The sequence below is a fragment of the Citrobacter sp. Cpo012 genome, assembly GCF_030333015.1.
Taxonomy (GTDB): Bacteria; Pseudomonadota; Gammaproteobacteria; order Enterobacterales; family Enterobacteriaceae; genus Citrobacter; species Citrobacter portucalensis.
In genome coordinates this window covers 119,826-144,562 of record NZ_JAOWGR010000035.1, presented here as the reverse complement: position 1 = coordinate 144,562, position 24,737 = coordinate 119,826, and the positions used below count along the sequence as shown (strand labels likewise).

23 protein-coding genes are annotated in these 24,737 nt (G+C 53.3%); 8 read left to right on the top strand and 15 right to left on the bottom strand.

Annotation, left to right across the window (positions count from 1 at the left end; all coding sequences use genetic code 11):
• Window positions 1-384 precede the first annotated feature (384 nt).
• Window positions 385-822 (bottom strand): acetyltransferase, encoded by a 438-nt coding sequence (locus tag OGX90_RS06820; protein WP_003826501.1) that lies wholly within the window; start codon window positions 820-822, stop codon window positions 385-387.
• A 158-nt stretch (window positions 823-980) separates the two neighbouring features.
• On the opposite strand from OGX90_RS06820, the gene metA reads away from it, so the two are divergent.
• The 4 genes from metA (at window position 981) to aceK (ending at window position 7,000) form a co-directional block, all read left to right on the top strand.
• Window positions 981-1,910, top strand: a complete 930-nt coding sequence (gene metA, locus OGX90_RS06815; protein ID WP_234691918.1) for a homoserine O-acetyltransferase MetA — start codon at window positions 981-983, stop codon at window positions 1,908-1,910.
• Window positions 1,911-2,178: 268 nt separating this feature from the next.
• A complete protein-coding gene (gene aceB / locus OGX90_RS06810) occupies window positions 2,179-3,780 on the top strand; it encodes a malate synthase A (protein ID WP_032942053.1) in 1,602 nt (533 codons plus the stop codon).
• 31 nt (window positions 3,781-3,811) lie between these two features.
• A complete protein-coding gene (gene aceA / locus OGX90_RS06805) occupies window positions 3,812-5,116 on the top strand; it encodes an isocitrate lyase (RefSeq protein WP_003826506.1) in 1,305 nt (434 codons plus the stop codon).
• 102 nt (window positions 5,117-5,218) lie between these two features.
• A complete protein-coding gene (aceK, locus tag OGX90_RS06800; RefSeq protein WP_008786886.1) occupies window positions 5,219-7,000 on the top strand; it encodes a bifunctional isocitrate dehydrogenase kinase/phosphatase in 1,782 nt (593 codons plus the stop codon).
• Between the two features lie 86 nt (window positions 7,001-7,086).
• Here aceK and iclR read toward each other — a convergent pair whose 3' ends face one another.
• Complete coding sequence (gene iclR / locus OGX90_RS06795; protein WP_003826510.1) at window positions 7,087-7,911, bottom strand: glyoxylate bypass operon transcriptional repressor IclR; 825 nt, start codon at window positions 7,909-7,911, stop codon at window positions 7,087-7,089.
• Between the two features lie 195 nt (window positions 7,912-8,106).
• On the opposite strand from iclR, the gene metH reads away from it, so the two are divergent.
• Together metH and OGX90_RS06785 are read left to right on the top strand one after the other, a co-directional pair.
• Complete coding sequence (gene metH / locus OGX90_RS06790; RefSeq protein ID WP_258893354.1) at window positions 8,107-11,790, top strand: methionine synthase; 3,684 nt, start codon at window positions 8,107-8,109, stop codon at window positions 11,788-11,790.
• A gap of 220 nt (window positions 11,791-12,010) precedes the next feature.
• Window positions 12,011-13,642 carry a Na/Pi cotransporter family protein gene (locus tag OGX90_RS06785; RefSeq protein ID WP_003031618.1) on the top strand — a complete coding sequence of 544 codons (1,632 nt, stop codon included), beginning with the start codon at window positions 12,011-12,013 and terminating at the stop codon, window positions 13,640-13,642.
• 166 nt (window positions 13,643-13,808) lie between these two features.
• Here OGX90_RS06785 and pepE read toward each other — a convergent pair whose 3' ends face one another.
• From pepE to OGX90_RS06765, 4 genes are all read right to left on the bottom strand, one after another.
• Window positions 13,809-14,498 carry a dipeptidase PepE gene (pepE, locus tag OGX90_RS06780; protein ID WP_032942056.1) on the bottom strand — a complete coding sequence of 230 codons (690 nt, stop codon included), beginning with the start codon at window positions 14,496-14,498 and terminating at the stop codon, window positions 13,809-13,811.
• Window positions 14,499-14,608: 110 nt separating this feature from the next.
• Complete coding sequence (locus tag OGX90_RS06775) at window positions 14,609-14,887, bottom strand: addiction module antidote protein (RefSeq protein WP_032942057.1); 279 nt, start codon at window positions 14,885-14,887, stop codon at window positions 14,609-14,611.
• Window positions 14,880-15,197, bottom strand: a complete 318-nt coding sequence (locus tag OGX90_RS06770; RefSeq protein WP_032942059.1) for a type II toxin-antitoxin system RelE/ParE family toxin — start codon at window positions 15,195-15,197, stop codon at window positions 14,880-14,882. The genes OGX90_RS06775 and OGX90_RS06770 overlap by 8 nt, the downstream gene beginning before the upstream one ends.
• A 263-nt stretch (window positions 15,198-15,460) precedes the next feature.
• The gene (locus OGX90_RS06765; protein ID WP_060683077.1) at window positions 15,461-16,012 is read right to left on the bottom strand and encodes an AAA family ATPase; all 552 of its coding nucleotides are present in this window, start codon (window positions 16,010-16,012) and stop codon (window positions 15,461-15,463) included.
• 275 nt (window positions 16,013-16,287) lie between these two features.
• Between OGX90_RS06765 and OGX90_RS06760 the strand changes: the two genes are divergently transcribed.
• Window positions 16,288-16,449: a hypothetical protein gene (locus OGX90_RS06760; RefSeq protein WP_233097552.1), complete on the top strand. Its 162-nt coding sequence runs from the start codon at window positions 16,288-16,290 to the stop codon at window positions 16,447-16,449.
• A 49-nt stretch (window positions 16,450-16,498) separates the two neighbouring features.
• On the opposite strand, the gene OGX90_RS06755 is transcribed toward OGX90_RS06760, so the two are convergent.
• From OGX90_RS06755 to OGX90_RS06720, 8 genes are all read right to left on the bottom strand, one after another.
• On the bottom strand, window positions 16,499-17,311 hold the full coding sequence (locus OGX90_RS06755) for a shikimate 5-dehydrogenase (protein WP_286623391.1): 813 nt from the start codon (window positions 17,309-17,311) through the stop codon (window positions 16,499-16,501).
• Window position 17,312: 1 nt separating this feature from the next.
• Complete coding sequence (gene sorE, locus OGX90_RS06750) at window positions 17,313-18,536, bottom strand: L-sorbose 1-phosphate reductase (protein WP_048215146.1); 1,224 nt, start codon at window positions 18,534-18,536, stop codon at window positions 17,313-17,315.
• Between the two features lie 68 nt (window positions 18,537-18,604).
• Window positions 18,605-19,429 (bottom strand): PTS system mannose/fructose/sorbose family transporter subunit IID, encoded by an 825-nt coding sequence (locus OGX90_RS06745; protein WP_048215145.1) that lies wholly within the window; start codon window positions 19,427-19,429, stop codon window positions 18,605-18,607.
• 11 nt (window positions 19,430-19,440) lie between these two features.
• Entirely contained in the window at window positions 19,441-20,238 is a 798-nt protein-coding gene (locus tag OGX90_RS06740; RefSeq protein WP_003826527.1) for a PTS mannose/fructose/sorbose transporter subunit IIC, read from the bottom strand.
• Between the two features lie 65 nt (window positions 20,239-20,303).
• Window positions 20,304-20,798 (bottom strand): PTS sugar transporter subunit IIB, encoded by a 495-nt coding sequence (locus tag OGX90_RS06735; RefSeq protein ID WP_048236368.1) that lies wholly within the window; start codon window positions 20,796-20,798, stop codon window positions 20,304-20,306.
• Complete coding sequence (locus OGX90_RS06730; protein WP_286623388.1) at window positions 20,798-21,205, bottom strand: mannose/fructose/sorbose PTS transporter subunit IIA; 408 nt, start codon at window positions 21,203-21,205, stop codon at window positions 20,798-20,800. Before OGX90_RS06730 ends, OGX90_RS06735 begins: the two co-directional genes overlap by 1 nt.
• A gap of 9 nt (window positions 21,206-21,214) precedes the next feature.
• Window positions 21,215-22,021 (bottom strand): SDR family oxidoreductase, encoded by an 807-nt coding sequence (locus OGX90_RS06725; protein WP_032942076.1) that lies wholly within the window; start codon window positions 22,019-22,021, stop codon window positions 21,215-21,217.
• A gap of 69 nt (window positions 22,022-22,090) precedes the next feature.
• On the bottom strand, window positions 22,091-23,044 hold the full coding sequence (locus tag OGX90_RS06720; protein ID WP_032942077.1) for a sugar-binding transcriptional regulator: 954 nt from the start codon (window positions 23,042-23,044) through the stop codon (window positions 22,091-22,093).
• Between the two features lie 469 nt (window positions 23,045-23,513).
• On the opposite strand from OGX90_RS06720, the gene rluF reads away from it, so the two are divergent.
• The gene (rluF, locus tag OGX90_RS06715) at window positions 23,514-24,389 is read left to right on the top strand and encodes a 23S rRNA pseudouridine(2604) synthase RluF (protein WP_008786901.1); all 876 of its coding nucleotides are present in this window, start codon (window positions 23,514-23,516) and stop codon (window positions 24,387-24,389) included.
• Here the strand turns inward: rluF and OGX90_RS06710 are convergent.
• Complete coding sequence (locus OGX90_RS06710) at window positions 24,386-24,658, bottom strand: YjbD family protein (protein ID WP_003826541.1); 273 nt, start codon at window positions 24,656-24,658, stop codon at window positions 24,386-24,388. The genes rluF and OGX90_RS06710 overlap by 4 nt on opposite strands.
• Window positions 24,659-24,737 lie beyond the last annotated feature (79 nt).

Sequence of the window (24,737 nt, the reverse complement as noted above, 5' to 3'; positions counted from 1 at the left end):
GCATCAAATAAAAGCGAAAGGCTCAGTCGAAAGACTGGGCCTTTTGTTTTATCTGTTGTCTGTCGGTGAGCGCTCTCCTGCCCAGGACAAATCCGCCGGGAGCGGATTTGAACGTTGCGCAGCAACGGCCCGGAGGGTGGCGGGCAGGACGCCCGCCATAAACTGCCAGGCATTAATTTAGTGAAAAAGCCCATCCTGACGGATGGGCTTTTTTGCGTCTGTGCGGAATGAAAACCGCCGGATGCGGCGTGCCGCCTTATCCGGCCTGCAGGGGCCGGGCTGAATGTATTTTGTAGGCCTGATAAGCGCAGCGCATCAGGCAACACGTCTGCATACTGCCGGATGCGGCGTATCGCCTTATCCGGCCTACAAAAGCTAGTCCTGCTACCCGCGTACGAGGTTGAGTAACGGGTACGGTCGTCCGAGATCGTCCACCTCTGTACGTCCCGTCACGCTAAATCCCATCTTCTTATAGAATCCAACCGCCTGCTCATTCTGCTCGTTAACGTTGGTTGTTAGCGTTGAACTCATTGATAAAGCATGTTCAATCAGCAGTTTACCAACACCACTACCACGCACATCCGGATCGACAAACAAAGCATCAATATGCTGGTCGGTCAGGAGCATAAAAGCGACGGGCTCATCCTGTTCTGTCACTGCAACCCACAGAGGGGCTTCTGGTAAAAATGAACGTACCAGCTCCTCCAGCTCAATCCGATAATCCGCAGAGAGGAAATGGTGCGTGGCATCTACTGAGCGACACCAAATAGAAACTAACTTATCTCCTTCGTCCTGACGCGAACGACGAATGGTAAGGTTCATAGCATTCTCCTTTTTTTCTTTACTGCACTATTCTACAGCAAGGAGCCGTGAAACTTTCTCAACTTGAGGATGCAGGCTCGACATTCGCATGATTCCTGGGTATCTTCAGCTATCTGGATGTCTAAACGTTTAAACGTATGTTGTGAGGTTATCAGGTTATGCCAATTCGCGTGCAGGACGAGCTACCCGCCGTCAATTTTTTGCGTGAGGAAAACGTCTTCGTGATGACGACATCCCGCGCTTCCGGTCAGGAAATTCGTCCACTGAAGGTGCTCATCCTTAACCTGATGCCCAAGAAGATTGAAACGGAAAACCAGTTCCTGCGCTTACTGTCTAACTCACCGCTGCAGGTAGATGTTCAGCTATTGCGCATCGATGCCCGCGAGTCACGCAACACCCCAACGGAGCATCTGAATAACTTCTACTGTAATTTCGAGGATATCTGCGATCAGAACTTTGACGGATTGATCGTGACCGGCGCACCGTTGGGCCTGGTTGAATTTAATGATGTGGCTTACTGGCCGCAGATTAAGCAAGTGCTTGAATGGGCCAAAGATCACGTTACCTCGACGTTATTTGTCTGTTGGGCGGTGCAGGCCGCGTTGAATATCCTGTACGGAATTCCTAAGCAAACCCGCATGGATAAACTCTCAGGCGTCTATGAGCACCATATTCTGCACCCTCATGCGCTACTGACGCGTGGATTCGATGATGCGTTCCTGGCCCCGCATTCGCGCTATGCTGATTTCCCTGCAGCGCTTATCCGCGACTACACCGATCTCGAGATTTTTGCTGAAACCGAAGAGGGAGATGCTTACCTGTTTGCCAGCAAAGATAAACGTATCGCCTTCGTGACGGGTCATCCTGAGTATGACGACCATACACTCGGCAGCGAATATTTTCGTGACGTCGAAGCGGGCTTATCGCCGGAAGTACCCTATAACTATTTCCCGAAAGATGACCCGCAAAACAAACCGCGGGCAACCTGGCGTAGCCACGGTAATTTGTTGTTTACCAACTGGCTCAACTATTACGTCTACCAGATCACGCCATATGATCTGCGTCACATGAATCCAACGCTGGATTAATCTTCTGTAGCAGACGATCCTTAAGCGTTTCAGCATATTGAATCAGGCACCTTCGGGTGCCTTTTTTATTTCCGAAACGCACCTCATCGTGTAATTAAATTTTATTTATATTGTTATCAATAGGTTAATTGATAATTAAATTAAAAATGGAAATTGTTTTTGATTTTGAAATTTAAATGAGTAGTCTTAGTTGTGCTGAACGAAAAGCGCACAACGATCCTTCGTTCGCATTGGGGATGTGTTTGGATCAATGACGAGGAACTACGCAATGAATCAACAGGCAACGACAACCGATGAACTGGTCTTCACCAGGCCGCGTGGCGAACAGGAACAGCAAATTCTGACCGCTGAAGCAGTGGAGTTTCTGACTGAACTGGTGACAAGATTTACGCCAAAGCGGAATAAACTTCTGGCTGCACGTATCCAGCAGCAGCAGGATATTGATGACGGTAAGTTGCCTGATTTTATTTCGGAAACAGCTTCCATTCGTGAAGGTAACTGGAAAATTCGCGGAATTCCTGATGATTTACTGGATCGCCGCGTAGAGATCACCGGACCCGTTGAGCGCAAGATGGTCATCAACGCGCTGAACGCGAACGTCAAAGTCTTTATGGCTGACTTCGAAGATTCACTGGCTCCTGAGTGGAGCAAAGTTATCGACGGGCAGATCAACCTGCGCGATGCGGTCAATGGCACCATTAGCTACACCAACGAAGCGGGTAAAATTTATCAGCTCAAGCCTAATCCGGCTCTGTTGGTATGTCGCGTTCGTGGTCTGCATCTGCCGGAAAAACACGTCACCTGGCGTGGCGAATCTATCCCGGGCAGCCTGTTCGACTTTGCCCTCTATTTCTTCCACAACTACAAAACGTTGCTGGCGAAAGGCAGCGGCCCTTATTTCTATCTGCCAAAAACGCAGGCCTGGCAAGAAGCGGCATGGTGGAGCGAAGTGTTCAGCTATGCAGAGGACCGCTTTAACCTGCCGCGCGGCACCATTAAAGCGACCCTGCTGATTGAAACGCTGCCTGCCGTCTTCCAGATGGACGAAATTCTGCACGCCCTGCGTGACCACATTGTGGGTCTGAACTGCGGTCGTTGGGACTACATTTTTAGCTATATCAAAACGCTGAAGAACCACCCGGATCGCGTGCTGCCGGACCGTCAGGTGGTGACGATGGATAAACCATTCCTCAGCGCCTATTCGCGTCTGCTGATTAAAACCTGTCATAAACGTGGCGCATTCGCGATGGGCGGCATGGCAGCGTTCATTCCCAGCAAAGATGCGGAACGTAACAACCAGGTTCTGACCAAGGTAAAAGCGGACAAAGCACTGGAAGCAAATAACGGTCATGACGGCACATGGATTGCCCATCCGGGACTGGCAGATACCGCCATGGCGGTGTTCAACGACGTACTCGGTGAAAACAAAAATCAGCTGTTCGTGACCCGTGAAGAAGATGCCCCGATTACCGCAGAGCAACTGCTGGCACCTTGTGAAGGTGAGCGTACCGAAGAAGGCATGCGCGCCAATATCCGTGTCGCGGTGCAGTACATCGAAGCGTGGATCTCCGGTAACGGCTGCGTACCGATTTACGGTCTGATGGAAGACGCGGCCACCGCCGAAATCTCCCGTACCTCCATCTGGCAGTGGATCCACCACGAGAAGACGCTCAGCAACGGCAAGCCGGTTACCAAACCGCTGTTCCGTCAGATGCTGGCCGAAGAGATGCTGGTGATTCAGGACGAGCTGGGCGAACACCGCTACAGCAGCGGGCGTTTTGACGATGCCGCGCGCCTGATGGAGCAAATCACTACCTCTGATGAACTGATCGATTTCTTGACCCTGCCAGGCTACCGCCTGCTGGCGTAATCCACCACATAACAATATGGAGCATCTGCACATGAAAACCCGTACTCAACAAATCGAAGAATTACAGAAAGAATGGACTCAACCGCGCTGGGAAGGCATCACCCGTCCATATAGCGCGGAGGAAGTGGTGAAATTACGTGGCTCGGTCAACCCGGAATGCACGCTGGCGCAGCTTGGCGCGGCGAAAATGTGGCGTCTGCTGCACGGCGAATCGAAGAAAGGTTATATCAACAGCCTCGGCGCGCTGACCGGCGGTCAGGCGCTGCAGCAGGCGAAAGCCGGTATTGAAGCGGTCTACCTTTCAGGCTGGCAGGTGGCGGCAGATGCCAACCTGGCATCCAGCATGTACCCGGACCAATCGCTGTATCCGGCGAACTCCGTCCCGGCGGTGGTTGATCGGATCAACAACACATTCCGTCGCGCCGATCAGATCCAATGGTCAACCGGTATTGAGCCGAACGATCCTCGCTATGTCGATTACTTCCTGCCGATCGTTGCCGATGCGGAAGCAGGGTTTGGCGGCGTACTGAACGCGTTTGAACTGATGAAATCGATGATTGAGGCTGGTGCAGCGGCCGTTCACTTCGAAGATCAGCTCGCATCGGTGAAAAAATGTGGTCACATGGGCGGCAAAGTGCTGGTTCCGACGCAGGAAGCTATCCAGAAACTGGTGGCCGCCCGTCTGGCAGCCGACGTCATGGGTGTGCCGACGCTGGTGATTGCACGCACCGATGCTGACGCAGCCGATCTGATTACGTCTGATTGCGACCCATACGACAGCGAGTTCATCACTGGCGAACGTACCAGCGAAGGGTTCTACCGTACGCATGCGGGTATTGAGCAGGCGATCAGCCGTGGTCTGGCCTACGCACCGTATGCGGATCTGGTGTGGTGTGAAACCTCCACGCCGGACCTTGAGCTGGCGAAGCGCTTTGCCGATGCGATCCACGCGAAATACCCTGGCAAACTGCTGGCTTACAACTGTTCGCCGTCGTTTAACTGGCAGAAAAACCTGGATGACAAAACCATCGCCAGCTTCCAGCAGCAATTGTCGGATATGGGTTACAAATACCAGTTCATTACCCTGGCGGGTATCCACAGCATGTGGTTTAACATGTTCGACCTCGCGCACTCCTATGCGCAGGGTGAAGGCATGCGCCACTATGTTGAGAAGGTTCAGCAGCCAGAATTTGCGGCAGCTAAAGACGGTTACACCTTCGTCTCCCATCAGCAGGAAGTGGGCACAGGTTACTTCGACAAAGTCACCACCATCATTCAGGGCGGAGCTTCCTCGGTGACCGCGCTGACCGGCTCGACCGAAGAATCGCAGTTTTGATTAATGCCCGGTGGCGCTGCGCTTACCGGGCCTACGAAGGGATGTAGGCCGGATAAGCGAACGCGCCATCCGGCATGACGTTGTGCCGGATGGGAGACATTGATGACGCGTGGCCTGGAATTACTGATTGCTCAGACTATCTTGCAAGGTTTCGACGCCCAGTACGGGCGTTTTCTGGAAGTCACCTCCGGCGCGCAGCAGCGTTTTGAACATGCCGACTGGCATGCGGTTCAGCAGGCGATGAAAAGCCGTATTCACCTTTACGATCATCACGTGGGTCTGGTGGTGGAGCAGTTGCGCTGCATTACTGACGGCAAAAGTACCGACGCGGATTTTTTACTTCGCGTGAAAGAGCATTACACCCGGCTACTGCCGGATTACCCGCGCTTCGAGATTGCGGAGAGTTTCTTTAACTCCGTTTACTGTCGGTTATTTGACCACCGCTCGCTGACTCCCGAGCGGCTGTTTATTTTCAGTTCTCAGCCAGAGCGCCGTTTTCGCACGATCCCACGTCCGCTGGCGAAAGACTTTTTTCCGGATACCGGCTGGGAGTGGCTGCTGACGCGCGTCCTTAGCGATCTGCCCCTGCGTCTGCCGTGGCAGAACAAACATCGTGATATCCACTACATCATCGAACACCTGACCGAAACCCTGGGAGCGGATGTGTTGTCGGGCTGCCATTTACAGGTGGCGAACGAACTGTTTTATCGCAACAAGGCCGCCTGGCTGGTCGGTAAGCTGATTACTCCTTCGGGGACGCTACCGTTTTTACTGCCAATCCACCGGACTGATGAAGGCGAATTGTTTGTCGATACCTGTCTGACCACGACGGCGGAGGCGAGCATTGTGTTTGGCTTCGCCCGCTCCTATTTTATGGTTTACGCCCCTTTGCCCGCGGCGCTGGTGGAGTGGCTGCGCGAGATCCTGCCCGGTAAAACCACCGCCGAACTGTACATGGCGATTGGCTGTCAGAAACACGCGAAGACCGAAAGTTACCGCGAATATCTGCTCTATCTTGCCCATTGCGATGAGCAATTTATTGAAGCGCCAGGGATCCGCGGCATGGTGATGTTGGTGTTTACGCTGCCGGGTTTTGACCGGGTGTTTAAAATCATCAAAGACAAATTTGCCCCGCAAAAAGAGATGTCTGCCGCCCACGTCCGCGCCTGCTATCAACTGGTTAAAGAACACGATCGTGTTGGGCGGATGGCTGACACCCAGGAATTCGAGAATTTTGTGCTGGAGAAACGGCAAATCGATCCGGCGTTGATGGCGCTGTTATTACAGGAAGCCCCGGAAAAAATTACCGATCTCGGCGATCAGATCGTCATTCGCCATCTGTATATTGAACGACGGATGGTGCCGCTGAATATCTGGCTGGAGCAGGTCGAAGGTCAGCAACTGCGCGATGCCATTGAAGAGTACGGCAACGCCATTCGTCAGCTGGCCGCCGCCAATATTTTCCCCGGCGATATGCTGTTTAAGAACTTCGGCGTGACCCGTCACGGGCGTGTGGTGTTCTACGATTACGATGAAATCTGCTACATGACGGAGGTGAATTTCCGCCATATCCCGCCGCCACGCTACCCGGAAGATGAGATGAGCGCTGAGCCGTGGTACAGCGTATCGCCGGGAGATGTCTTCCCGGAAGAATTTCGTCACTGGCTATGTGCCGACCCGCGTATAGGGCCGCTATTTGAAGAGATGCACGCTGACCTGTTCAGCGCTGACTACTGGCGCGGCCTACAGACGCGCATCAAAAACGGTCACGTGGAAGATGTTTACGCCTACCGACGTCGGCAGCGGTTCAGCGTGCGTTATGAAACCGACCGTAGGCCGGATAAGGTACTTGCGCCGCCATCCGGCAATGTGCGCCGTGCCTGATGCGCTACGCTTATCAGGCCTACAAATCTGCCCTAACCTTAGATAGCAGGCCGGGTAAGGCGTAGCCGCCACCCGGCAACCCCATCCTAGCGAAATCCGCCGTATGCCAGAGTCACTTCTTTCGCCGCTTTGATCGCCATGGCGCCAAACTCGGTCACGCGATCGTCGGTAATACGCGAAATGGGTCCGGAAATGGAAATCGCAGCGAACGGCTCGCGGTGCTCGTCATAAATGCACGACGCCACGCAGCGCAGACCCAGCGCATGTTCCTCATCATCAAAGGAATAGCCGCGCTTGCGCGTCTGGGCCAAATCCTCTTTCAGATGCACTGGCGACACCAGCGTGGCGTGTGTATAAGCATGCAGGCCTTTACGGTGCAGCAGGCCAGTCACTTGTTCTTCGCTCAGTTGGGATAAAAACGCCTTACCCGCACCGGAGGCGTGCATCGGCAGCTTGCCGCCGATAGGCGCGGACATGCGCATCAGTTGGGTGCACTGCACCTGGTCGATAATAATGGCCTGATGATCGCTTTGATCCAGCACGGCCAGGTTTACCGTCTCACCGGAATCTTCCATCAGCTTGCGCAGGATCGGATGGACAATCGCCAGCAGATTACGGCTTTGCAAAAAGCTGCTGCCGACGATGAACGCATGCGCACCTACGGCCCAGTGGCCTAATTCACCCACCTGACGGACAAAACCCTGCTGCTGCATGGTGGTCAGCAAACGGTGAGTCGTGGAGTTTGGCAGGCCAGCCTGCTGCGCCAGCTCGGTCAACGCCACGCTGCCGTTGGATTCCGCAATCCACTCCAGCAGCTTCAGACCGCGGGTCAGAGACTGAACCTGCCCGGTTGCAGGCGCAGTAGCGGCGGCGGGTTTTCTACCGCGTTTCGCGGGGACAGTGGCTACCATGGCAGACTCCTTTTCTGTATCGTGGAAATCATTTTCGTTTTATTCAATTATAATGCAAGAATTCCTGTACTGATCGGATGAGTGAAGCTGAACATGTCTCATGTTGGCCGTTGTTCTCTTTTCCGCCTCTCAGGTTTGTGCCAGTATGACCTGTTGAGTTTTTTTCGGTCTGGTTGAGCGTTGTCGGGAGCGAGTGTGAGCAGCAAAGTAGAACAATTACGTCAGCAGTTAAATGAACGTATTCTGGTGCTGGACGGCGGTATGGGCACCATGATCCAGGGATATCGTCTGAGCGAAGAGGATTTCCGCGGCGAACGCTTTGCCGACTGGCCGTGCGATCTGAAAGGTAACAACGACTTGTTGGTGCTCAGCAAACCGGAGGTCATCGCCGCCATCCATAACGCCTACTTTGAGGCGGGCGCGGATATCATCGAAACCAACACCTTTAACTCGACGACTATCGCCATGGCGGATTACCAGATGGAATCCCTGTCGGCGGAAATCAACTTTGCGGCAGCCAAACTGGCGCGTGCGGCGGCTGACGAATGGACGGCGCGCACGCCGGAAAAACCGCGCTACGTCGCGGGCGTGCTCGGCCCAACGAACCGTACGGCGTCTATCTCGCCTGATGTTAACGACCCGGCTTACCGCAACATTACCTTTGATCAGCTGGTGGCCGCCTACCGTGAATCCACCAAAGCGCTGGTGGAAGGCGGCAGTGACCTGATCCTGATTGAAACCGTCTTCGATACTCTGAACGCCAAAGCCGCTATTTTCGCGGTTAAAACCGAATTTGAAGCGCTGGGCGTTGAGCTGCCGATTATGCTCTCCGGCACCATCACCGATGCTTCCGGGCGTACGCTCTCCGGCCAGACTACCGAAGCATTCTACAACTCCCTGCGCCACGCCGATGCGCTGACCTTCGGTCTGAACTGTGCCTTAGGTCCGGACGAATTGCGTCAGTACGTGCAGGAACTGTCGCGCATTGCTGAATGCTACGTCACCGCGCACCCGAACGCCGGTCTGCCGAACGCCTTTGGTGAATACGATCTCGACGCCGACACAATGGCGGCGCAGATTCGCGAGTGGGCTGAGGCCGGTTTCCTGAATATCGTCGGCGGCTGCTGCGGCACCACGCCGGAACATATCGCCGCCATGAGCCGCGCAGTGGATGGCTTACCGCCGCGCCGCTTGCCGGAAATCCCGGTTGCCTGCCGCCTTTCCGGCCTTGAGCCGCTGAACATCGGCGACGACAGCCTGTTTGTGAACGTTGGCGAGCGTACCAACGTCACCGGTTCGGCGAAGTTTAAACGCCTGATCAAAGAAGAGAAATACAGCGAAGCGCTGGACGTCGCCCGTCAGCAGGTGGAAAGCGGCGCGCAGATCATCGATATCAACATGGATGAGGGGATGCTCGACGCCGAAGCGGCAATGGTGCGTTTTCTCAACCTGATCGCCGGTGAGCCGGATATCGCCCGCGTGCCGATTATGATCGACTCCTCGAAATGGGACGTTATCGAGAAAGGGCTGAAGTGCATTCAGGGTAAAGGCATCGTTAACTCCATCTCGATGAAAGAGGGGGTTGAGACCTTTATCCATCACGCGAAGCTGCTGCGTCGCTACGGTGCCGCGGTGGTGGTGATGGCCTTTGACGAGCAAGGGCAGGCCGACACCCGCGCACGTAAAATCGAAATCTGCCGTCGGGCGTACAAAATTCTTACCGAAGAGGTGGGCTTCCCGCCGGAAGATATCATCTTCGACCCGAACATCTTTGCTGTCGCGACCGGTATTGATGAGCACAACAACTACGCGCAGGACTTTATCGGTGCGTGTGAAGACATCAAACGCGAACTGCCGCACGCACTGATCTCCGGCGGCGTTTCTAACGTTTCATTCTCGTTCCGTGGCAACGACCCGGTACGTGAAGCCATTCACGCGGTATTCCTCTACTACGCCATTCGCAACGGCATGGACATGGGGATCGTCAACGCCGGACAGCTGGCAATTTACGACGACCTGCCCGCCGAGCTACGCGATGCGGTTGAAGATGTGATCCTCAACCGTCGTGACGATGGCACCGAACGACTGCTGGAGCTGGCAGAGAAATATCGCGGCAGTAAAACCGACGACACGGCGAATGCCCAGATGGCGGAATGGCGCACCTGGGAGGTGAAAAAGCGCCTCGAATACTCGCTGGTGAAAGGCATTACCGAGTTTATTGAGCTGGATACCGAGGAAGCGCGCCAGCAGGCTGCGCGTCCGATCGAAGTTATTGAAGGACCGCTGATGGACGGCATGAACGTCGTTGGCGATCTGTTCGGCGAAGGAAAAATGTTCCTGCCGCAGGTAGTGAAATCCGCCCGCGTGATGAAGCAGGCGGTGGCGTACCTCGAACCGTACATTGAGGCCAGCAAAGAGAAAGGCTCCAGCAACGGCAAAATGGTCATCGCGACCGTGAAGGGCGATGTGCACGATATCGGCAAAAACATTGTCGGCGTGGTGCTGCAATGTAACAACTACGAAATCGTCGATCTTGGCGTGATGGTGCCCGCGGAGAAAATCCTCAGAACGGCGCGTGAAGTGAATGCCGATCTGATTGGCCTTTCCGGGCTGATTACCCCATCGCTGGACGAAATGGTCAACGTGGCGAAAGAGATGGAGCGTCAGGGATTCACTATTCCGCTGCTGATTGGCGGCGCGACCACCTCAAAAGCGCACACGGCGGTGAAAATCGAGCAGAACTACAGCGGCCCGACGGTGTACGTGCAGAACGCCTCGCGTACCGTTGGCGTGGTGGCTGCGCTGCTCTCTGACACCCAGCGTGATGACTTTGTCGCCCGTACGCGTAAAGAGTACGAAACCGTGCGTATCCAGCATGCGCGTAAGAAACCGCGTACCCCGCCAGTAACGTTACAGGCTGCCCGCGACAACGATCTGGCCTTCGACTGGGAAAACTACACCCCGCCGGTGGCGCACCGTCTGGGCGTGCAGGAAGTGGAAGCCAGCATCGAAACTCTGCGCAATTACATCGACTGGACGCCGTTCTTTATGACCTGGTCGCTGGCCGGGAAATACCCGCGCATTCTCGAAGATGAGGTAGTAGGAGAAGAGGCGAAGCGCCTGTTCAAAGACGCTAACGACATGCTGGATAAACTCAGCACCGAGAAGACCCTGAATCCGCGCGGCGTGGTGGGGTTATTCCCGGCCAACCGCGTGGGTGACGACATCGAGATTTACCGTGACGAGACGCGTACGCACGTCATCAACGTGAGTCATCACCTGCGCCAGCAGACGGAAAAAGTCGGTTTCGCCAACTATTGCCTGTCTGACTTTGTCGCGCCGAAACTGAGCGGCAAAGCGGATTACATCGGTGCTTTCGCGGTTACCGGCGGTCTGGAGGAAGATGCGCTGGCGGATGCCTTCGAAGCCCAGCATGACGACTACAACAAGATCATGGTGAAAGCGATCGCTGACCGTCTGGCGGAAGCATTCGCGGAGTATCTGCATGAGCGCGTGCGTAAAGTTTACTGGGGCTATGCGGCGAATGAGAACCTCAGTAACGAGGAGCTTATCCGCGAAAACTACCAGGGGATTCGCCCGGCGCCGGGCTATCCGGCGTGCCCGGAACACACTGAAAAGGCCACCATCTGGGAACTGCTGGATGTGGAAGCGCACACCGGGATGAAGCTCACCGAATCCTTCGCCATGTGGCCAGGCGCGTCGGTTTCCGGCTGGTATTTCAGTCATCCGGACAGCAAGTATTACGCCGTGGCGCAAATCCAGCGCGATCAGGTTGAAGATTATGCCTTCCGTAAAGGGATGAGCGTGGCGGAAGTGGAGCGCTGGTTAGCGCCGAATCTCGGCTACGACGCCGACTGATTCACAAAACTGTCATCTTTCTTTACAACAAACAGGGCGCTCAATGAGTGCCCTGTCTCTTTATTACGTTTAAACCCTTATACTGAAAGGGGGCCGTTGCCGGATGGCGGTGTAAACGCCTTATCCGGCCTACATAGGGATGATTTGTAGGCCTGATAAGCGCAGCGCCATCAGGCAAATGAGCCTCAAAAAACCATAAAAATAAGGAGAACCTGATTCCGTGTTAACTCTGTTACACCTGCTTTCTGCCGTCGCGATGCTGGTTTGGGGTACGCATATTGTGCGTACCGGCGTGATGCGCGTCTTTGGCGCCCGCTTGCGTACCGTCCTTAGCCGTAGTGTTGAAAAGAAGCCGCTCGCCTTTTGTGCGGGTATCGGCGTGACGGCGCTGGTGCAAAGCAGCAACGCCACCACCATGCTGGTGACCTCGTTTGTCGCCCAAGATCTCGTGGCGCTTACCCCGGCGCTGGTCATTGTGCTGGGTGCCGACGTGGGGACCGCGCTGATGGCGCGTATCCTGACCTTCGATCTCTCATGGCTATCCCCACTGCTGATTTTCATCGGCGTGATCTTCTTTCTCGGGCGTAAGCAGTCCCGCGTGGGGCAACTGGGGCGGGTTGGCATCGGGCTGGGGTTGATTTTACTTGCGCTGGAGCTGATTGTGCAGGCGGTCACGCCGATAACTCAGGCTAACGGCGTACAGGTTATTTTCGCCTCGTTGACCGGCGATATTATGCTGGATGCGCTGATTGGCGCTATGTTTGCGATTATCAGTTACTCCAGTCTGGCGGCGGTGCTGCTGACGGCCACGCTGACCGCGGCAGGCATTATCTCGTTCCCGGTGGCGTTGTGTCTGGTGATTGGTGCCAACCTCGGCTCCGGCCTGTTGGCGATGCTCAACAACAGTGCTGCGAATGCTGCTGCCCGTCGCGTGGCGCTCGGCAGCCTGCTGTTTAAGCTGGTGGGCAGTCTGATTATCCTGCCGTTTGTTCATCCGCTGGCCAATCTGATGGATGAACTGCCGCTGCCGAAATCTGAACTGGTTATCTACTTCCACGTCTTCTACAACCTGGTGCGCTGTGTGGCGATGGTGCCGTTCGCCGAACCGATGGCGCGTTTTTGTAAGCGCATCATCCGCGATGAGCCGGAGCTGGATGCACATCTGAAACCCAAACATCTGGACGTCAGCGCGCTGGATACGCCGACGCTCGCGCTGGCCAATGCCGCCCGTGAAGCCCTGCGTATCGGCGACGCGATGGAGCAGATGATGGACGGGCTGAAGAAAGTAATGCACGGCGAACCACGTGAAGAGAAAGAGCTGCGCAGGATGGCGGACGACATTAACGTGCTGTACACGGCAATTAAGCTCTATCTGGCGCGGATGCCAAAGGATGAGCTGGCGGAAGAGGAATCGCGCCGTTGGGCGGAGATTATCGAAATGTCGCTCAACCTTGAGCAGGCTTCCGATATTGTCGAACGTATGGGCAGCGAGATAGCCGATAAGTCGCTGGCCGCCCGCCGGGCATTCTCTGTCGAAGGGCTGAAAGAACTGGATGCGCTCTACGATCAGTTGCTCAGCAATCTGCAGCTGGCGATGTCAGTGTTCTTCTCGGGAGATGTGACCAGTGCCCGTCGTCTGCGTCGCAGCAAGCACCGCTTCCGTATTCTCAATCGTCGTTATTCGCATGCGCACGTTGACCGTCTGCATCAGCAGAACGTGCAGAGCATCGAGACCAGCTCCTTGCACCTGGCGCTGTTGGGCGATATGCAGCGTCTGAACTCGCTGTTTTGTTCCGTGGCTTACAGCGTGCTGGAACAGCCGGATGAAGACGATGAGCGGGATGATTACTAATGAGGACAGGTGAAATATTGCCCGATGGCGCAGTCCGGTAGGCCGGATAAGGCGAAGCCGCATCCGGCAATGTGCGCTGAACTGCCTGATGGCGCTGCGCTTATCAGGCCTACAGTTGTAGCCCGGATAAAGCGAAGCCGCCATCCGGCATCAGACAACAAATCAACTAAAAGCAGTGGCCTGCTTCAACGGCAACCGCTTCTTCACCCGCTTTAAAGATATACGTGGTGTTCGGGCCGCCGAGCACGGATTGACCGTTACTTACCTTAATCCAGTTCCCTTCCGGCAGGCCAATCACCGTCAGCTCCGGTGCCACAACCAGCAGCTCGCGGATACGCTGTTCACGCGTTTCGCCTTTATGGCCTTCCGGCAGCGCGTTGGTGAAGTGTGGGTTAATCTGCAGCGGGAACAGACCCAGCGCATCAAAACCTTTTGGATCGACAATCGGCATGTCGTTGGTAGTGCGGATGGTCTGGCAGGCAAGGTTGGAACCTGCGCTCCAGCCGATGTACAGCGCACCGCGTTTGACGACATCCACAATCGGCGCCAGCAGTCCGCGTTCGCGGCTTTCTTTCAGTAACTGGAAGGTATTACCCCCGCCGACAATCACCAGCTCTGCGTTTTCAATAGCGGCAATCGGATCGGCAACGGTATGAATACCCGTAACGTTGACACCCATTGGCGCAAAGATGGCTGCCGTTTTCGCTGTGTACTCATCCCAGGTTTGCGTCACGCCAGCGAACGGAATAAACACCGCCGTACGGCGACCATTCAGTTGTTCAGCAATCAGCGGCAGCGCATGTTCCATCCAGCCTTTGCCCGGCAGCGTCGAGTTACTCAATAAAAGCAGTTCCATCATTTCTCCATGTAATCAGAAAATTACAAACCGCGCTAATGCTACCACTATCAGGCTAACGTCTTACTGATATGGCTCACGATGTTGGAAGGGGGAGATAGAAGCTGAGGCTATTTTTTAAGTGTCAATTCAATGCCGAGTACCTTCATCACTGCAAGGGTGGTTTTCAGCGTCGGGTTACCTTTCTCACTAAAAGAGCGATAAAGCTGCTCGCGGGATAATCCCGTTTCTGCCGCAATGTTCGCCATTCCCTTAGCGCGAGCTACCACGCCCAGTGCTTTTGCAATGTATGCTGCATCGCCTGTTTCGAGGGCATCGGCCATAAACACGGCAATTTCTTCATCATCAACCAGCGCAGTCGCGGGATCGTAGTGAGTAAGTTTATTCATGGCAGAAGATCTCCTGTGAATCCAGTGTACGGGCGAGCATTTTTGCAAGAGTAATATCGTTGGCTTGTGAGCTTTTATCGCCCCCACATAACAAAATGATGATGCGGCAACCTTGCTGTTTAAAGTAAATCCTGTAGCCAGGACCGTAAGAAATGCGCATTTCGCTGACGCCTTCCCCAACAGGTTTAACATCACCAGCTAAACCATTAGCCAGACGAAAAAGGCGTGTGGCAATGAGCGTTTTAGCTCTCCTGTCCCGTAGGTTTTGCTCCCAACGCCGGAAAACCATTGTCTGAAGAATTTCCATGATGACGTTCCATGTATTTTATAAACTACATTATGAATTGACAAGTTGAGACTAGAGAGTAAAAAAATGGGGAGTAAGGGGAAATGCTTGCTGGAGGAAACAGGAAAGTGTCTCGCAATAATACGTAGTTTTTCAGGATGCTGCGGTTGATACGAGAATCGATGATAGGGGATTGGGAGGGCTTTGTGCCAGGAGCGGAAGCTATATGTCCACTAGAATATGACAGATTCATGCATGGTGATTCACCACTACACGTAGTTGCCGTCTTAGCAGGGTTTTATCCTGGAAAGAATAAAATCCACTCGCTCTTCTACAGAAACACATGGTAATTCAATCAACTGATAGTCATACATACGGTATGTTTTTACCATTGCGTGATATGTCGCGATGGCAACATCGAAAGATTGTTTGCGCTCTGTGTCCTGTACATATATTTCACGCCAGGGTGGTGCAATAAATACGATTCGGTTATAGCGAAATTTCTCGATGGCGTTTTCCAGATGCCTCGGTATGGTAAGTTCAGAAAGACATAAATAACCTACAACATCAGGAACACCACGATCAAAGAAGCAGGGTTGTGTATGCCCTTCCGCTTCATGCCACGAACGCATTTCCCAGGATAGCATCAGCTCTGCAAATGCAGTCTGGTTGGCCCACGGTAAAGCATCGCCGCCGATGTTAACCTGGTCTTGGATCACACCTCTTCCAGCTTCTTTAGAACACCAAAACCCTCGTTTTATAATCGTATCAATTATCGTGCTTTTGCCTGACCCTGGGCCACCAGTCAGAATGAATCGATGCTGAAACGCTGAAGACATTGAACTCTCCCAAACCTTCTTAGACGCGATGATTTAGCAATTGATGGCGTACTTTTTGCGTATCGTCATATTACCTGCTGATGGCATGACTAACTACGTTTTATCCCCATTTTAATGTCCGCTATTCTCTCATTTCACAGGCCGATCTACTTTATTTCTCACTCGCCGAGGCGTTCCGCCATCTTGATTGTAGCCATCTCACTACTGAAGAAAATCTGGCGCTATCGTTTGGCTGTGAAGAGGCGCTGGCGGGGTTGTACCAGACGCTGAATTTTATGGGCGAAAGCCTGCTGACCATGGCGGGTGAAGGTCAGGAACATTTTGCGTATGAGAGCATATGCCAGTTAGGACACAGTCTGGTCAACATCAGCCAGTTGATTCCCGCACTGGTGCAGTTAGAAGCGAAAGCTGACCAGCAACTGTTCGCTGTTGCATAGTACCTAAAATAGACAGAGCGCCCATCCCTGGCGCTCTGTTCCTGCTTCGTTACCCCGCCCGCGCAAATTCTGCCGCTTCGGCGATTAGCGCGTCATCCGGGCGTACGCCGGTGTACATGGCGAACTGCTCTACGGCCTGTAAGGCAATCACCTCTGCACCGCTGATGGTCTTTTTACCTAATTGCTGTGCCAGTTTGATTACCGGTGTTTCCGGCGGCAGGGCGACGACGTCAAACACCACGCTGGCGGCAGCGACCATTGCTTCGCTGTAGGCCTGTTCATCGCTCTCTTTACCGCCAGCCATGCCGACTGGCGTCACGTTGACCAGAATATCGCAGGTAATCCCTTCCGGCTGCGGTTGCCACTGGAAACCGTACTGTTTTGCCAGCGCCGGACCGCTCTCCCGGTTACGGGCGGCGACGATCACATCGCGAAAACCGGCATCGCGAAATGCAGCAATGACCGCTTTACCCATTCCACCGCTGCCGCGGATCATGACGCGTGCGTGGTTATCAAGCTGGTGGCTGGTAATCAGGCTTTTTACCGCAATGTAGTCGGTGTTAAATCCTGTCAGCGTACCGTTGTCATTGACGATGGTGTTGACGGAATCAATGACTTTTGCGGAAGGATCGATGGCATCCAGAAACGGCATGCAACTCTCTTTAAACGGCATAGAGACCGCACAACCGCGAATCCCGAGTGCGCGAACGCCTTTCACTGCGGCCTCAATATCCTGCGTAGTAAAGGCTTTGTAGATAAAATTTAACCCTAATTTTTCATACAGATAGTTATGAAAGCGTGTGCCAAAGTTGCCGGGGCGACCGGCAAGCGACATGCACAACTGGGTGTCGCGGTTAATCATGTTAAATTTCCTCGGCGTGAGACAATATGTACTGTTCGGCTTCCTGCGACCAGATCCCCTGATGACGCTCCAGGATATCGCGCAAGGCCGGATCGTCAATCTGGGTGAGCGCAGTTAACGGCAATGCTTTTCCGGTGTAAACCAGTTTTTTACCCCCACCGACTTGCGGCAGTTCCAGCGTTGTTTCACCTGCCGCATTCAATCCCAGAATGTGTGTCACCACTTTTGCCGCCTGAACTTTCTTCTCTTCGATCAGTTTTACCGCCGTGCGCATGTCGTCGGTATTGCCGCCAGATGTCCCAACATAATGGGTGAAGGCATAGTGCACGTCGTAGAAGTTAATCGGCGCGCTAAACTGCTTATCCTGCGGACCGGCAAAGAAGTTCATGCAACCATCAGCAGCCAGCAAAGAAGAGGCCAGCGTAACCAGCTGTTCGTTGGGCACAAAAACAAAGATGTCATCAAACCCGTGTCCGCCGCTCAGCGCCATCAAGGTGTCATAACCCGCATCCTGGGCGTGGAGATAATGGATCAACGTTTGTGGTTCTGATGGATAGTGCTTGCGGGCGTAGTTCAACTTGTCGTTATTGGTGTCGGTCACCACCAGCAGCGCCGGGTTAACCGGTCCATGCAGTGCATAGTCGATCGCCAGTAGTCCCATTGGCCCGGTACCGCCGAGGATTAACGTGCGCCCCTGCGGACGAATGCCCATCTTATGGTTATAAGTGCCTTCCTGTAGGTGATAGTTGGCGTTGAATGCGCCAATCACGCAGGACAGCGGCTCAACCAGCGAGCCTTCAAAATAGGTTTCACCTTCGTAGGCTAACAGGCAGTCCTGCTCCATGACTTCATCAGGAATGATGACGTGCGTGGCTTCACCGCCTACCCACGGGAAGGAGTAGCCGGGGCAGTCCGGGCGATCCGGCAGTTGCAGGTTAGCCTGAATGACATAGCGCTGGCCGGGCTGAAACTTATGCTGCCATTTTTTGCCTACGGCAATAATATCGCCGCAAAACTCGTGACCGATGATGATCGGGTTTGTAGCCACATCGTCCGGCACCTTTTTGTGGTTCTCGCCCTGGTTAGCCTCTTTCCAGGAAGAAAGGCACAGGCTGTCGGTTACGACTGAGGCCAGAATTTCATCGTCCTGCATTTCAGGAAGATCGAAGGTTTCCAGGCGCAGATCGCGTTTACCATAAAGGCGTAAAGCTGTTGTTGTTTGCATTGTTACCACCTCTTCCTCTTTCGAGGACTATTTGTTGAAGTAGCCCCGGCATCGCCGGGGCGAAAAAATCAGGACAGGAAGCCCAGCGCGTTACCGATAATTCCCAGCGCAAACAGGGCGAAGATCAGCCATACCGGATTAATTTTCCTGTTGAGCAGACGCACCATCAGCAGCGTCAGACCCAGCGCCAGCAGGCCGGGGCAGAGTTGGTCGAGAATGTTCTGCACGGTCATGGTGACGGTGGTGCCGTCTGCGCCAGGCGTTTGCGATACCACCAGCGGCACGTTGATGCTGGTCCATTTGGTGACCAATACCCCCATGACAAACAGGCCGAGAATCGATGCGCCTTCGGTCAGTTTCTGCAGCAGGTTGCCGCCCATGTCGCTGACGATATTGACCCCTTTACGAAAGCCAAGCTGTAAGCCGTACCACTTCATGGCAAGACGTACTGCATTGAAAATAAAGAAGAACAATAGTGGACCGAGAATGTTTCCGGACAGCGCTAGCGATGCGCCGAGCGCGGCGGTAATCGGGCGCAATGTTCCCCAGACCAACGGGTCGCCAACACCGGCCAGCGGGCCCATCAGCCCAACTTTGATGCCGTTGATGGCGCCGTCGTCAATTTCCGCACCATTGGCGCGAGCTTCTTCCATCGCGGCGGTCACGCCAATCACCGGGCCGCACACGGCAGGCGTGGTGTTGAAAAACACCAGGTGGCGTTTGAGTGCTGCAACCTGGTCCTCTTTCAGCGGATACAGGCGCTTGATGGCAGGGATCATGTCGTAGCAAAAGCCCAGCCCATGAATGCGTTCAAAGTTAAATGACGCCTGTTGCAGGTTGGAGCGAACAAACATGCTAAACAGGTCGGATTTGGTCAGTTTTTTCTGTTCCATGGCTGGCTCCATTAGTCATCAAGCTGATCGAGAGCTTGAGAAGAGGCGGGTTGCGCCTGCGGTTCGGCTTTACGCCACTGTGGGTTCAACTGGATGTAGACCAGCGCGATAATCACGCCAACCCCACCGAAAGCCAGCAGGCTCAAATCGAGATAACCCCCAGCGATAAACCCGAGGAAGAAGAAGGGCATCAGGTACTTCACGCCCATCATGCGCAGCACCATGGCGTAGCCGACCACCACAATAAAGCCACCGGCAATCTGCAATCCGCGGGTGACGAATTCCGGAATGGCGTTGAGCATATTGCTGACCATATCGGCGCTGACAAACAGCGAGACGATTAATGCAGGAATGGCAACGCGCAGCGCCTGTACGCCGAGAGCGGAAACGTGCAGCATGTCGATGGTGCGAAAGCGGGCGTCTTCGGCTGCTTTATCCGCCGCGTGCTGGAACACCACGGTGATGGTACGGGCGAATACCGTCAGCACCTGACCTGCCGCCGCGACTGGCAGGGCGATGGCGATACCGGTAGCAATGCTTTGCTGACCGACGATAACCAGAATGGCGGAGATAATACTGGCGAGCGCCGAATCGGGAGACTGCGCTGCGCCGACGTTCATCCAGCCAAGAGCGATTAACTCCAGCGTGCCGCCGAGCATAATCCCGGTTTTTAAATCACCAAGGATTAGGCCGATAACGGTACAAGCAATTAGCGGACGGTGGGTCTGGAACTCATCCAGCACGCTGCCCATTCCGGCAATACAGGAAAATAGGAATATGGCGATAATTTGTAGGGTACTTATTTCCATAATATGTCACCTTGTGAATGTGATCATCCCTGCCTGTTAAAGCATAAGTACACAGGCATTTTTATTTATTCAGCGAACGATTGTTCTTCTATTTTTTCGAGAATATTAATAGATGGATCGGATGCGACAACGCGTAAATCCAGCGTAACACCCAGTTTATCTAACTCACGAAACGCATGAATATCGTCGTTATCTAAAGAAACGGCTTTGGTTAATTGTTTTTTACCAGGCCGCCAGGCCATGCCACCAATATTTAACGTGGCGATTTTCACGCCTTGTTTTACCATTGCTAATGCATCCTGTGGGCGGGTAAATAGATAAAAAACGGTTTCGTTCTGGTATTGCGGATTATGGTAAACCGCGACCGCCTTTTCGATATTAACGACGTTCACTTTCATTCCCGGTGGGGCAGCCTGACGTAATAATGTGCGACGTACTTCATCGTTATAAACGTCGTCATTACAGATAATAATCCGTTGGGCATTCGCCACCTTCGACCAGACGGTGGTGACCTGACCGTGGATCAGGCGGTCATCAATACGAGCAAGGGTAATGTTCATCAGAAATCCTCTTCGGCCGTTTCCAGATGCTTCCAGACGACACAGGTTTGTTGAGCAATGGTCGCCAGGTGTTCGCACAGTTCATCCACATTCATATTGCTTTGGTTGTCTACAAGCTCCAGCGCCAACGGCAGTGATAACCCGCTAATGACCCGTATCGCCGGATTGTGCATCGCCAGCGTCGCGGCAGCATTCCAGGGACTGCCACACTGTAAATCGACGGCAATCAGCCATTCATCGCCAGTGTGAATACTTACTAACTTTTTTAGCTTTTCCACAATGTCGCTGGCGTTCTCTCCGGGGACAAATGCCACGGCTTCAACGTTGGCATCACCGTAGACCATCTGTACCGATTCCAGCATGGCGCAGGCCAGTTTGCCGTGAGCACAGAAGATTGCATTGACCATAAAACCTCCTTAGCCGCGCGTTTTTCCGCCCGCAATGTTAGTGGTTACTCCGGTGATGTAACTGGCGCGCTCAGATAAAAGATAACAAACAAAATCAGCAACTTCGCTTAAGCGCCCTGAACGACCAATCGGGATCGCGTTCTTGGTGTAGCCCTCGCGCAGCTGTTCGACGGTGATGTTGCGGGTCCAGGCCAGCGCTTCTTCATACTCGGGGGTCCGCAGTCCGGTTTTTTCCAGAATGCCAGGTGCAATACCAACCACGCGGATGCCGTGTTTGCCCAACTCTTTCGACCAGGAACGGGTAAAACTATTCAATGCGGCTTTGGTCGCGGCGTAACAGCTTTGACCTTCAGAACCTTCCAGTCCGCTTTCGGAAGAGACATTCACAATCACGCCGTTACGCTGTTTTATCATTTGGCGTGCCGCTGCCTGCGACATTAAGAACACACCTTTCTGGTTGATATTAACCATTTTTTCGAAAGCAGCTTCGTTGAGTTCGTATTGCCCGGCGGGTGCTTTTTCATCGACCAGCAGACGCGGAAAATTAACGCCAGCATTATTTACCAGCCCATCAATACGTCCGTAGCGTTGGATAATTTCAGCGACAGTATGATTAACCTCTTTGGCACTGGAAATATCCGTTGGCCAGAAATGATACCCGTCATGGCTATCGTATTTACCTTCTCCACCATGAATATCTGCCATTTGTACATTAGCGCCTTGCGCTAATAACTCTTCGACAATCGCCAGACCAATTCCGGATGCACCACCGGTAACAATAATGACTTTGCCCTGCAAGTTTAACCACGTTTGCATAATAAACTCCCGATTCAGATAAGGGGATCCCACATAAAATTAATTATGGCAGGACCAATTAGAATTTATTTACTTCAACAATAATTCAGCGGTATGACTGTTGGTGACTAAACAGTTAATATAATTCCCACGTAATGCGCCTAATATCCCACTGTATTTTTCTTCACCCATTGCAATGCCAATGGAGTAACGCGCCTGTTTTAATTTATTGGTTTCGATGGAGAGCGTCTTTTCACTCATATTGGTCTCTACGGTTACACCGTTGATATCGTAAAAGCGCGAGCAAATGTCTCCGGCGACCTGGCGGGCATGCAGGTCATCACTCTCTTCACTGCCGTAAAAGGCGTGCCAGTTGGCGCCATCACGTATCGCCGGAGATCCAATCCCGACCAGCGCGATGTCCAGATTATCCCAGTACGCAGAAATCGATTTAAAATGTCGTGACTGCATGATCCCGTTACGGATCAGCGGGTTTTCCAGCAGTGCCGGGAAATCTGCCAGGTGTGATTCCCCTTTGAGCTTTGCCGCAGCGCCGTAGGTCAGCGTATTGACGTGGTAGCGGCTTTCAAGCTTGCCGGATGGTCCGCCGATAATCGGCACACAGATCAGCTGGCGCGACTGGCTGGCAGGAGATAATCCTTCCACCAGTCCCCGTACCGCGCGGCCCCATGAGAACCCGATAATGTCCCCAGGTTCCAGTAAGCGTTCCAGCAACTGTGCGCCATGTACGCCCATCATATTAAGTTGTTCATCTTCCTGCTCGCTATCGCAGGAGACTACGACCGCCTCTTTCAGGCCAAATTTCTGTTTTAGCTGCTGTTCCAGCCACAGATTTTCGTTGTAGTCGTAATTAATGGCGATGGTGACGATACCCTGCTCGCGTCCACGTTTTAGTAACCGGCTGATCGTGGTGCGATAAATACCCAGCTCGCGGGCGATTTGCGCTTGTGTCATATCCTGTTCGTAATACAGCTGCGCTATTTTTACGATCAGGCGGATATCATCGCTGTTTTCCGTCGCCATTTTTGGACTCCTGCACATTTGTGCAAATCACGAAATTGCCTTCTTGATCTGATATAACCCCATCTGTTCTCCATCTCAAAGCTATTTTCACTTATTTCAGCGCCCTGAAATGACCGATTGTGTTGCACATTTGATGTGGTGATGGCGCGTTGTCGGCACAGATGTGCATGCCTCTCTAATGTATTGATTCTGCTTGTTTTCACTCAACAAAATTGCAGGGATGGATCGCTGACACTTTTGTGTCAAAAGGTGTGACGGATCACAAATAGCGCGTGGACAGTCGAACACGATTATTTTTTATCGTCCGCAAGGTAGGGTATATTTCGCTTTTAATACACAAAGTCATTCAAGTTGTATCAAGGCGGCAAGGGAGCGAATCCCCGGGAGCATAGATTGCTATGTGACCTGGGTGAGTGAGGGCAGCCAACGCAGAGACAGCTTGAAGGATGAAGTGTATACAGGAGAAACTATGCTGCCCGACTCATCTATCCGATTAAATAAATACATCAGTGAAAGCGGAATCTGCTCGCGCCGCGAGGCGGATCGCTTTATCGAACAAGGGAATGTCTTCCTGAATGGTAAACGCGCCACCATCGGCGATCAGGTGATGCCTGGCGACGTCGTAAAAGTAAATGGTCGGTTGATTGAGCCGCGTGAAGCGGAAGATCTGGTTTTTATCGCGCTGAATAAGCCGGTAGGGATTGTCAGCACCACCGAAGACAGCGAACGCGACAACATTGTTGATTTCGTGAATCACAGCAAGCGCGTGTTTCCAATTGGTCGTCTGGACAAAGATTCTCAGGGACTTATCTTTCTGACCAACCACGGCGACCTGGTGAATAAAATCCTGCGTGCCGGTAACGATCACGAAAAAGAGTATCTGGTGACGGTCGATAAGCCGGTCACTGATGACTTTATCCGTGGGATGGGGGCCGGTGTGCCCATTCTCGGTACCGTCACCAAAAAATGTAAGGTGAAGAAAGAAGCGCCGTTTGTGTTTCGTATTACGCTGATTCAGGGGCTTAACCGTCAGATCCGTCGTATGTGCGAACACTTTGGCTATGAAGTTACCAAGCTTGAGCGTACGCGTATCATGAACGTTGGTTTGTCTGGTCTGCCGCTTGGTGAATGGCGCGACCTGACAGATGACGAACTGATCGATCTGTTCAAGCTGATTGAGAACTCGTCCTCAGAAGCCAAACCGAAGGCGAAAGCGAAGCCAAAAACCGCAGGCATTAAGCGTCCGGTGGTGAAAATCGAAAAATCAGCGGAGAAAGAGAAATCGCGCCCGGCGGCAAACGGTAAGCGTTTTACTTCGCCGGGACGTAAGAAGAAGGGACGTTAACGTCTGCCGCGCGTCGGCGTATTTGCTGACCAGGAAAACGATGCTTCCGCATCCGGTTTATAGGCCTGCTTTTTCTTCAACTGGCGGGCTTTTTTTGCTTCTGCTTCGCGCAAGGCCATCAGTTTATCGATGTACTCTTTCTTGATGCTGTTGGTCTCTGCGTTGGTCAGCAGACGACCATGTGCAATGCGCGCGCGGTCGAGCAGCGTTTTCAGTTCACGCTGTTCGCGCTCGGTCATCTCTTTTTGGGTAATGCGGGGGAGTGCCATAAGGGTGCCCTCTGTTAGCCGATATCCTCAGTGTACGGTAATTCGTGCAGAATAAAACTAATCCTGAAAGAGCCTCGCA

What these genes read in the sequence shown, in the direction of transcription:
- aceK (WP_008786886.1), top strand. Translation starts at nt 5,219, where the DNA reads ATGACGCGTGGCCTGGAATTACTGATTGCTCAGACTATCTTGCAAGGT.
- OGX90_RS06820 (WP_003826501.1), bottom strand. Translation starts at nt 822, where the DNA reads ATGAACCTTACCATTCGTCGTTCGCGTCAGGACGAAGGAGATAAGTTA.
- aceB (WP_032942053.1), top strand. Translation starts at nt 2,179, where the DNA reads ATGAATCAACAGGCAACGACAACCGATGAACTGGTCTTCACCAGGCCG.
- OGX90_RS06760 (WP_233097552.1), top strand. Translation starts at nt 16,288, where the DNA reads ATGGGCGAAAGCCTGCTGACCATGGCGGGTGAAGGTCAGGAACATTTT.
- aceA (WP_003826506.1), top strand. Translation starts at nt 3,812, where the DNA reads ATGAAAACCCGTACTCAACAAATCGAAGAATTACAGAAAGAATGGACT.
- OGX90_RS06755 (WP_286623391.1), bottom strand. Translation starts at nt 17,311, where the DNA reads ATGATTAACCGCGACACCCAGTTGTGCATGTCGCTTGCCGGTCGCCCC.
- OGX90_RS06745 (WP_048215145.1), bottom strand. Translation starts at nt 19,429, where the DNA reads ATGGAACAGAAAAAACTGACCAAATCCGACCTGTTTAGCATGTTTGTT.
- iclR (WP_003826510.1), bottom strand. Translation starts at nt 7,911, where the DNA reads ATGGTAGCCACTGTCCCCGCGAAACGCGGTAGAAAACCCGCCGCCGCT.
- OGX90_RS06720 (WP_032942077.1), bottom strand. Translation starts at nt 23,044, where the DNA reads ATGGCGACGGAAAACAGCGATGATATCCGCCTGATCGTAAAAATAGCG.
- OGX90_RS06730 (WP_286623388.1), bottom strand. Translation starts at nt 21,205, where the DNA reads ATGGTCAATGCAATCTTCTGTGCTCACGGCAAACTGGCCTGCGCCATG.
- sorE (WP_048215146.1), bottom strand. Translation starts at nt 18,536, where the DNA reads ATGCAAACAACAACAGCTTTACGCCTTTATGGTAAACGCGATCTGCGC.
- metA (WP_234691918.1), top strand. Translation starts at nt 981, where the DNA reads ATGCCAATTCGCGTGCAGGACGAGCTACCCGCCGTCAATTTTTTGCGT.
- OGX90_RS06735 (WP_048236368.1), bottom strand. Translation starts at nt 20,798, where the DNA reads ATGAACATTACCCTTGCTCGTATTGATGACCGCCTGATCCACGGTCAG.
- rluF (WP_008786901.1), top strand. Translation starts at nt 23,514, where the DNA reads ATGCTGCCCGACTCATCTATCCGATTAAATAAATACATCAGTGAAAGC.
- pepE (WP_032942056.1), bottom strand. Translation starts at nt 14,498, where the DNA reads ATGGAACTGCTTTTATTGAGTAACTCGACGCTGCCGGGCAAAGGCTGG.
- OGX90_RS06765 (WP_060683077.1), bottom strand. Translation starts at nt 16,012, where the DNA reads ATGTCTTCAGCGTTTCAGCATCGATTCATTCTGACTGGTGGCCCAGGG.
- OGX90_RS06710 (WP_003826541.1), bottom strand. Translation starts at nt 24,658, where the DNA reads ATGGCACTCCCCCGCATTACCCAAAAAGAGATGACCGAGCGCGAACAG.
- OGX90_RS06725 (WP_032942076.1), bottom strand. Translation starts at nt 22,021, where the DNA reads ATGCAAACGTGGTTAAACTTGCAGGGCAAAGTCATTATTGTTACCGGT.
- OGX90_RS06775 (WP_032942057.1), bottom strand. Translation starts at nt 14,887, where the DNA reads ATGAATAAACTTACTCACTACGATCCCGCGACTGCGCTGGTTGATGAT.
- OGX90_RS06740 (WP_003826527.1), bottom strand. Translation starts at nt 20,238, where the DNA reads ATGGAAATAAGTACCCTACAAATTATCGCCATATTCCTATTTTCCTGT.